General features: G+C 37.9%; 1 protein-coding gene. It reads left to right on the top strand.

All coding sequences use genetic code 11. The features are described 5' to 3' along the window. Positions 1–592: 592 nt before the first annotated feature. Positions 593–4,116: DEAD/DEAH box helicase family protein (locus ACFINC_RS08970; RefSeq protein WP_375616984.1), on the top strand; the 3,524-nt coding region annotated here is incomplete at its 3' end.

Here is a 4,116-nt window from a genome sequence, read left to right as displayed (position 1 = left end):
CTCTTTTAAAACTTTCTACTCAAATAGGCAAAACTCTCTGTACAGCGCATTAAGCAACCGTTCTCCAAAGATAATGATCTGAGTGATCTGAACAGAAGAGTTTTGTCCAGTGCTGTCAGTGTTATCAGTTCCTTTTAGACCCTCTATTATTTTTTTAAATGAGAAAAAATTAAAAACATTATATTTCAATATGTTAGTATTTTAACGATACAACCTATATCGACAATACAACCTTAAATACAATCCATAATATATATTTGTCAGTTTGTGTCAGTAAATTAAACTGACAAAAGTGATCATTTTAGTGAGTCATAAAACCTATCAAAATACTCATATGATATCTTAAAAGCACATATCAAATTTGTCTTTTTTCCATAAAACGAACAGCAAATTTCACTACTTTGCTGATCTTATCCTATGCCATGGGCTGTGGATAAACAAGCTTTTAAAAACCCTTTTGAAAAAATTATCGGCTTTTTTAGCATTTTTTCCAGTTTTCTCACTATTCATTCAAAATGGATTTAATAAGCTTCGTTTTGATTCTTTTGATAAGAATTAACCCCCTCATATGAAAACGGAGTCCTGTTGTAATATGCATCACTTTAATAAGTATGATAATGAACATGTCACTTTACGCTCTCTCTTAGAATATTATCGTCAACGAGCTAAATCACCCCGTGAATTAGGAACCATGTTTGAAAACCTTGTCATGGCTTATTTGACAAACGACCCGCTTCAAAAGCAAGAATACGAAAAGGTTCAGACTTATTTGGAATGGGCTAAGGAGCATGATGAAGATGGACGTGATATCGGCATTGATCTGGTCGCTACAATCCGTGATGAAGGGGGCTATGCGGCTATTCAATGTAAATGCTATGATGCTTCTCACATAATTAAAAAAGAAGATATTGATAGCTTTATCGCTACCTCTGGGAAAAAGATTTTTACGCGCCGTATTTTGGTTGATAGCACCGAAAGCAATTGGAGTGATAATGCTAACAACACTTGTGATGGTCAAGAGGTTCGTATTCAACAGATTAATCTGTTTGATTTAGAAAACAGTCAAATTGATTGGGGGGCTTATAAAGAAAAAGGTGAAGCTACCCTTAAAGAGCAACCTAAAAAAAAGCTTTTAGATCATCAAAAAGAAGCTCTTGAGAAAGTCTGTGAAGGTTTGCAAGAAGCAGACCGTGGCAAGCTGATTATGGCATGTGGAACAGGCAAAACGTTCACTAGCCTTAAGATAGCAGAACACATAGCAGGAACTGGCAAGCGTGTGTTGTTTCTGGTACCCTCCCTTGCTTTGATGTCACAAACAATCCGTGAATGGACCCTTGATACAGAAGTGCCCTTGCGTTCCTTTGCGGTATGTTCAGATACACAAGTGGGTAAGCGTCGTAAGAATAATAAAAATGATGCTCTTGAATTTGATAGCTCTGATCTTGCCTTACCTGCAACAACGGATGCAAAAGAACTGGCGAGCAAAGCGGGTAAAGTTTCCCATGATCTCATGACCGTGGTGTTTTCTACTTATCATTCTATCCAAGTGATTTCCGATGCACAAAAAGAGTATGATTTACCCGAATTTGATCTGATCATCTGTGATGAAGCCCATAGAACCACTGGCGCTTCATTGGGAACAGAGGACAATGAATCTGATTTTATCAAGGTTCACGATAACAGCATCATTCGAGGCAAAAAACGTCTGTATATGACAGCAACCCCTAAGATCTTTACCGATGATGCCAAAAAGAAAGCCAATGAGATCAATGCCGTTCTAGCATCTATGGATGATGAAGAGCTCTATGGAAAAGAGCTTTATACCTATACCTTCTCAAAAGCCGTTCAGAATGAATTGCTTGCACCTTATAAGATTATTGTTTTGGGTGTTAATGAAGAGGAAGTGAGTGAATCCATTCAACATCTGATGACCGATGAGAATTATGAACTTATCCTTGATGATAAAACCAAGATCATAGGTTGTTATCAAGCCCTTGCTAAAATAGATCTCAAGGTTGATTTAAGTGATGACCCCAATCCCATGCGGCGGGCTTTGGCTTTTTGTAAAGATATCAAGACGTCTAAACGTATCCGTGATACCTTCAATTCTGAAGAAATACAGGAGGAATTATTTAATCTTCATAAGGTCTATAAAGATACTCCGCCTCTTCACTGTACCTTTGATCATATTGATGGAACCCAAAGTGCCAAAACGCGTCATAAAGCCCTTGATTGGCTTAAAGAAGATACGGGGGAAAACACCTGCCGTGTGTTAACCAATGTAAGATGTCTTTCTGAGGGTGTTGATGTTCCTGCTCTTGATGCGATCATGTTTTTACACCCGCGCAAAAGCCAAGTGGATGTGATACAGGCGGTGGGGCGTATCATGCGGCGTGCACGAGGTAAAAAGAGAGGCTACATCATTTTACCCGTTGGAGTACCGGCTGGGTTTTCTGCTGAACAGGCTTTAAAATACAACAAAAGATACAAGGTGGTCTGGCAAGTGATCAATGCTTTGCTTGCTCATGATGAGAATTTTGAAATCACCCTTAACCAAATGATTTTAGGGCAAGACGTCAGTGATGTTTTAGAGATTGGCGCCTTAAAGAGCATGACAGCGGTTGAGGATAAACTCCATATCCATGAAAAATCAGAACATATGGGTCTTGAGATTGGAAAAGCCGCTCATGAACCACAAATTATTCATAGTGTAACAGGAAGATTACCTTTTTATAAAGAGTTTCCCAATGCTTTGAAAACCCTTATTGCGAAGAAATTTGCTATTGCGGATTATTGGGAAAATTGGGCGGGCAATGTTGCTGAGATTGCTCAAAACCATATCACCCATCTTCAAAACCTGCTTTCTGATGAAAACAGTGAAGCCTTTCACGCCTTTGATGCCTTCCATAAAGAACTAAAAAATAATTTAAACAGCGAAATAAAGCAAGAAGAAGCCATTGAGATGTTAGCACAACATCTTGTCACGCGTCCCGTGTTTGAAGCCTTATTTGAAGGCAACGAATTTGTGCAAAACAATGCTATTTCGCAAGCCATGGAAAAAATCTTAGCTGAGTTAGATAAAACCAATATTGAAAAAGAATCCAAGGAATTACAAGAGTTTTATAACAGTGTAAAACTTCGTGCTTCTGGGATTACCTCTCCTTTAGCAAGGCAAAATCTTATTATTACGCTTTATGAAAGTTTTTTTGCCAAGGCATTTAAAAAGACAACAGATAGGCTTGGGATTGTTTATACACCCATTGAGGTTGTTGATTTTATCATTCATTCTGTTGATGATGTGTTGCGGAATGAATTTGGAAAAAGCTTGGGGTCACGGGGTGTTTCTATTCTTGACCCTTTCACGGGAACTGGAACCTTTATCACACGGCTTTTACAATCCAATCTCATCAAACCAGAGGATATGGAATATAAGTTCCGTCATGATATTCATGCCAATGAAATTGTTTTGCTTGCCTATTACATAGCAGCGATTAACATTGAATCGACGTATCATAGTATCATGAAAGGTGATTACATTCCTTTCAAACATATTGGTTTGACCGATACGTTTCGGATGCTGGAAGAGAAGAATCTTCTACAGGAATTATTCAAAGAAAACAGTGAATATCTGGAACATCAAAAGAAACTGGATATCCAAGTTATCTTTGGTAACCCTCCTTATTCAACAGGTCAAAAAAGTGCTAATGATAATGCAAAGAATACGCCTTATCCGATATTAAATGACCGTATTGATGAAACTTACGCCGCTCAATCTAAAGCAAGCCTTATGCGAAATCTTTATGATAGTTATATTCGCGCCATTCGCTGGGCTAGTGATCGTATTGATAATGTTGGAGTAATCGGTTTTGTTTCTGGTTCTGGTTACATAGAAAAGTCAACAATGGATGGTTTACGAAAATCTTTAGCCAAAGAGTTTACGAGCATTTATGTGCTTAATTTACGGGGGGATCTTCGCAAAAATATGTTAAGCAATGGAAGAGCTCAAGAAGGTGAAAATATTTTTGGCAATGGTAGTATGACCGGTATTGCTGTAACCTTGTTTATCAAAAATCCCAATGCTATTGGACCTTGTAAAATTTACTATCATGATATTGG

It is taken from the genome of Bartonella sp. AP58NXGY, assembly GCF_042195785.1.
Taxonomy (GTDB): Bacteria; Pseudomonadota; Alphaproteobacteria; order Rhizobiales; family Rhizobiaceae; genus Bartonella.
The sequence above is the reverse complement of the archived record's forward strand: the minus strand, read 5'-3'. Positions and strand labels throughout refer to the sequence as shown.